Source organism: Cellulomonas sp. (assembly GCF_035634735.1).
Taxonomy (GTDB): domain Bacteria; phylum Actinomycetota; class Actinomycetes; order Actinomycetales; family Cellulomonadaceae; genus Cellulomonas.
In genome coordinates, this window is sequence record NZ_DASQCJ010000183.1 from 1 (window position 1) to 5,020 (window position 5,020).

General features: G+C 78.5%; 6 protein-coding genes. 2 read left to right on the plus strand and 4 right to left on the minus strand.

Going from position 1 to position 5,020, the window contains the following annotated elements:
- The 3 genes from VER05_RS15075 to VER05_RS15085 all read right to left on the minus strand — a co-directional run.
- Positions 1-204, minus strand: a 204-nt coding sequence (locus VER05_RS15075) for a hypothetical protein (protein WP_324846153.1), incomplete at its 3' end; no start/stop codon positions are given.
- A gap of 124 nt (positions 205-328) precedes the next feature.
- Positions 329-712, minus strand: coding sequence for a VOC family protein (locus tag VER05_RS15080; RefSeq protein WP_324846154.1), 384 nt, complete (start codon positions 710-712; stop codon positions 329-331).
- Positions 713-744: 32 nt separating this feature from the next.
- The gene (locus VER05_RS15085) at positions 745-1,536 is read right to left on the minus strand and encodes a hypothetical protein (RefSeq protein ID WP_324846155.1); all 792 of its coding nucleotides are present in this window, start codon (positions 1,534-1,536) and stop codon (positions 745-747) included.
- A gap of 211 nt (positions 1,537-1,747) precedes the next feature.
- Between VER05_RS15085 and VER05_RS15090 the strand changes: the two genes are divergently transcribed.
- Both VER05_RS15090 and VER05_RS15095 read left to right on the plus strand, forming a co-directional pair.
- Positions 1,748-2,695: an NERD domain-containing protein gene (locus VER05_RS15090; protein WP_324846156.1), complete on the plus strand. Its 948-nt coding sequence runs from the start codon at positions 1,748-1,750 to the stop codon at positions 2,693-2,695.
- A gap of 90 nt (positions 2,696-2,785) precedes the next feature.
- The gene (locus tag VER05_RS15095) at positions 2,786-3,910 is read left to right on the plus strand and encodes an NADH:flavin oxidoreductase/NADH oxidase (protein ID WP_414647636.1); all 1,125 of its coding nucleotides are present in this window, start codon (positions 2,786-2,788) and stop codon (positions 3,908-3,910) included.
- 18 nt (positions 3,911-3,928) lie between these two features.
- Here VER05_RS15095 and VER05_RS15100 read toward each other — a convergent pair whose 3' ends face one another.
- Positions 3,929-4,633, minus strand: a complete 705-nt coding sequence (locus tag VER05_RS15100; protein WP_324846157.1) for a DUF2510 domain-containing protein — start codon at positions 4,631-4,633, stop codon at positions 3,929-3,931.
- Between the last annotated feature and the right edge of the window lie 387 nt (positions 4,634-5,020).

Here is a 5,020-nt window from a genome sequence, read left to right on the forward strand (position 1 = left end):
CAGCCACGCGTCCAGCTCGGGTCCGGGCGGGCAGGACGCGATGGCTTCGACCTGCCGTTGCTCACTGGTCCGCGGCGCCCGCCCGGCCGCCACCACCGGGTCCGGGCCGAAGTCGGTCACGCACGTCCCGTCGGGCGCGTAGACCGGCAGCACCGGGGCGGCGACCACGTCGCCGTCCGGGTGTTCCTGCAGGTCAGATGCCATAAAGCAACACTACCGACGGTCACCCACACGACCCCCGCGACGAACCGGAGCCCTGGGGACCGAACACCACCACCGCGCCTGTGGAGGACTCGGCACCCGCTCGACGAGCCAGCCCGCCCTCCGGTCAGGCCGGGAAGACGCAGAACTCGTCGCCCTCGGGATCGGCGAGCACCGTCCAGCCGTCGTGCTCGGCGACCAGCGTCGCGCCGCGCGCCACCAGGTCCGCGACGGCCGTCGCCAGGTCGGGGACCGTGAGGTCGAGGTGCACGCGGTTCTTCACCGTCTTCGGCTCGGGGACGCGCTGGAACCAGATCCGCGGCCCCGGCCCCGCCGGCTCGACCAGCACCGTCGGGTCGTCCTCGGGGTCGTCGATCCCCGCGGCGCGCAGCCGGGCGAGCTCGGGTTCGTCGTACGGCGCCACGCGGTAGCCGTCGAGGGTGCCGGCCCACCAGCGCGCGAGCGAGGCGGGGTGCCGGCAGTCGACGACGACGTCGCGCAGGGCGGCCATGCGCCGAGCCTAGGGTCGGCGGTCCTCGGCTGTCAGGCGTCCTCGCGCAGGCAGAGGTAGCCGCTGTCGTCCGCCTCCACGTACCAGGCGGCCTCGACCGGGCACGAGTCGAGGACCGCGACCTGCTCGACGGCGAGGAACGCGTGCGGGTCGCCGCAGTCGACGGCCTCCAGGTACTCGTCGTCCGCCTGGTTCCAGCACGAGCCGACCCCGGTCGCGACGTGCGGCAGCACCGTGCCCGGCGAGGCGTACGAGACGACGGCCACCGCGCCCACGGCCACGCACGCGACGAGCCCGCCGGCCGCGCCGAGCCAGCCACGCGCCGAGTACGCCGGGGCGCCCAGCCGCCGCGCGCCCCGGTAGGCGACCACGGCGCGGATCAACAGGACCAGCCCGAAGATGAACCCGCCGGTCCAGATGATCCCGCCCGAGTCGCCGGACGCGAGGATCGTGCTCACGGTCGCGCCGACCAGCACGGCGACCCCGATCCAGAACGTCCGGGTGGCCCCGCGGCGCGCGTGCAGCGCCTCCTCGGGGGCGTGCACGGGGAACGACCCGAACGCCGTGGGCTGGGGGAACGCCGCCGGCGCGGGATACCCGGGCCCGGGGACGGCGCCGGCGGTCGGGGGACCGGCGATCGCGGGGCCGGCGGGCCAGCCCGCGGCCGGGGCGGTGCCCGGGGCCGGGCCGTCGTCCGGCAGCCAGAGCTGCCAGCCCACCGGGAGCGGCGGGAGGTCCGCGAGGTCCGGCTGCCAGCCGGGCGGCGGGGTCCAGCCCGCGGGCGGCTGCGGCCAGGACGGCGGCGGGTTGAAGCGCATGGTCACCTCGGGTGGCTGGCTCGGTCCGGGCGGCGGCCCGGTGCATCCGGTGCGCGGAGCACGCGGATCGTTGCACCGGGCAACGGCCGCGGGGGGGCGGATCCGCGCCGGTTCATCCGGACGGCGCAGCGGGCCCGGCGGACGGGCGTCTCCCTCCGCCGCACCGGGATGGGCCGTTCCGCTCAGCACCGGGCCTCCACGTGTCGATAGGTCCCGTGTGGAGCAGGGGACCGGCACCGAGCACGCGCGGCGCGCGCGTCGCCGGGGGCTCTGGCGCACGGCGCGCCGGGTGTCCGGTGTGCCCTCGGCGCGCCCCGAGGCCGACCGCTCCGACGACTGGTTCGACACCTGGCTGACCGACGCCGCCGAGGCGGTCGGCTCGCGCCGGGCGCTCGCCGACGCGGAGGCCGCCGGCTGGGTGGTGCTGCACGACCTGCACCGGCCCGGCAGCACCGACGCGACCGTCGAGCACGTGGCCGTCGGCCCCGGCGGCGTCGTCGTGGTCGAGACGCTCCGCTGGGCGGGCGAGGTCTCAGCGCACGACGGCACGCTGCGCCACCGCGGCTACGGCCGGACGGCGGACGTCGCGGCGGTCGCCGACGCGGCGGGCGCCGTCACCGCGCTGCTCGCCCCGGCGCACCGGCGGGCCGTGCTCGCCGTGGTGTCGCTCGGGGGCCGCGACCTGGAGCCCGCCGCGGTGCGGGGCGGCGCGACGGCCGTGGGCGAACCGCAGCTCGCGGCGCACCTCGCCGCGCTGCCGGGCGTGTTTTCCCCGGAGGACGTGACGCTCGTGGCCGAGTACCTGGCCGCCGAGCTCGGCGGGGCCGCGAGCCCCGAGCAGCTGACGGTGGACGACGTGTTCCGTCCCGCCGCGGTGTGGCGGCCCGACGCGCCCGCCGGCGCCGAGCGCGCCGTCGACGCCGCGGCCGACCCGGCGGCACCGGGGGCCGGCGCCGCCCGGACCGCCGCCCCTCGGTACGCCCAGCCCGCCAACCGCGAGGTGGCCGGCCTGCACGCGGGCCAGGCCGAGGACGCCCCCGACCGCTCCGCGCCCCTCGCCCGCCGCGGCGCCGTCGGCGACGGGATGCTGCGGCTGGGGCTGCTGGTCCTCGGGCTGCTCACGGCCGGCAACGTGCTGCTGGCCTGGCTCGACGTCGCGCGCTGACCGCCGGACCCGCCCGCGTGCGGGTGTGACCTGCGTCACGAGCGCGCGGCGCCGGGATGACGCGGCCGGTCGGCGGGGTTCGATGCTCTCGTGAGCCTCCTGATGAGCCCCCTGACGCTGCGCGGCACCACCTTCCGCAACCGGGTCTGGCTGGCGCCGATGTGCCAGTACTCCGCGGACGGCGACGGCGTGCCCACCGACTGGCACCTCGCGCACCTCGGCGCCCGCGCCGTCGGCGGCTTCGGCCTGGTGCTCGCCGAGGCGACCGCGGTCGTCCCCGAGGGCCGCATCTCGCCGCAGGACGTCGGCATCTGGGGCGACGAGCACGTCGCGGCGTGGCGCCGCATCACCGACTTCGTCCGCAGCCGCGGCGCCGTCGTCGGCGTCCAGCTCGCGCACGCCGGCCGCAAGGCCTCGACCTACCGCGGGTTCGGCGAGGGGGCGGGGACCGTCCCGGCCGCCGCCGGGGGCTGGGACACCGTCGCGCCGTCGGCCGTCGCGTTCGACGGGTACGCCGCGCCGCAGGAGATGACGCCGGAGCAGGTCGCCGCGGTGCCGGGGCAGTTCGCCGCCGCCACCCGACGCGCGCTCGACGCCGGCTTCGACCTGGTCGAGGTGCACGCCGCGCACGGCTACCTGCTGCACCAGTTCCTGTCGCCGCTGTCGAACCGCCGCGACGACGCCTGGGGCGGCGACCTGGCCGGCCGTGCCCGGCTGCTGCTCGACACCGTCGACGCGGTCCGCGCGGTCCTCCCGGAGGACCGCCCCCTGCTGGTGCGCGTCTCCGCCACCGACTGGACCGACGGCGGCCTCACGGTCGAGGACGTCGCGCAGGTGGCGGTCTGGCTGCGCGCGCACGGAGTCGACCTCGTCGACGTGTCGACCGGCGGCAACGTGCACGCGAGCATCCCGGTCGGCCCGGGGTACCAGGTGCCGGCCGCCCGCACGATCCGCGAGACCGCGGGCGTCGCGACCTCCGCGGTCGGGCTCATCACGACGCCGGAGCAGGCCGAGCAGGTCCTCGCCGAGGGCTCCGCCGACGTCGTCATGCTCGGCCGCCCGGCGCTGTTCGACCCGCACTGGCCGCTGCGCGCGGCGCACGCGCTGGACGACAAGACGCCCACGCTCGAGCACGCGGGCGACGCCGCCGCGACCGTGCTGCCGGGCCAGCCGACCGGCTGGCCGGTGCAGTACGCGCGCGGGTCCTGGGGCTGACGCCCGCCGGGGCCGGACTCAGGTGGTCAGGGCACCCGAGGCGAGCAGGTAGGCGAGCAGCCCGGTGGCGGCCGCGCCCACGACCACGGCGAACACCGCGCGCCCGCGGCCGTGGCCGCCGGTCGAGCCCTTGCGGAGCGCCCACAGCCCGAACCAGACCGCGAACGGGCCGAGCGGCCAGATCAGCAGCGCGAGCAGCCCGACGTAGCCGGCGACGATCGACTGCCAGGACCGGCCGGTCGGCAGCAACCAGTGCACGGGGTCGCGCGGGTCGGCGCCGAGGCGGGCGGGCTCGGGGTACCAGACGGTCCCCGGCGCCGCGGCGTAGCCGGGGCCCGACGCGTGCGGCCCCGCGGCGGCGTACGCCGGGCCGGCGTGCGCCCCGGCGACGCCCACGCCCGCGAGCGCGGGGACGGGCTGCGCGGCGTACGGGCCCCCAGCGACCGCCGCCCCGGCAGCCGTCGGGTGCCGCGCGTGCGCCGGGGCCCCCGCCGAGCGGGCGGCGTGCGCACCCGGCGGCCGGTGCACGGGGGCGTCCGGCACGGGACCGGCGGGCAGCGGCGAGGCGGCCGGCACCGGGGCCGGGGCGGGCGCTGCGGCCTGCGCCGCCGGGTCCGGCGCGGTGTGCTCGGTCCAGGCCGCGCCGTCGAACCAGCGGAGCACCGCGGGCGTCACCCCGTCGGGGTACCACCCGGCGGGCGGGAGCGGCTGCGCCTCGGTCATGCACTCCCTCTCGGTCGCTCGGCGTCACGTGATGACCCGGCGCGCCCCAGGTCCCCCGTTCGGACCAGCCGACGCCGCAGCCCTGCCGGCCGCGCCCGCACCCGGATCCGCTGGCGCGCCGTAACCGTCCGGACACCTTCGGCGCGTACGTTCCCCCCACCGGTCGCGCGGACGCGCCCGGGCGGCCGGACGCGACGGGAGGGGAGGCCGGTGTTCGAGCACGTCGACCCGTTCATCGGCACCGACGCCACGGCGCTGCCCCCGCAGTCCGGGCTCGCCGCCACCTGGTGGTGGCCGAAGCCGCAGGTGGGGAACACGCACCCCGGCGCGACGTACCCGCTCGGCATGGTGAGCGCGTGCGCCTACTCGGGCGCCTACCCCACCGGG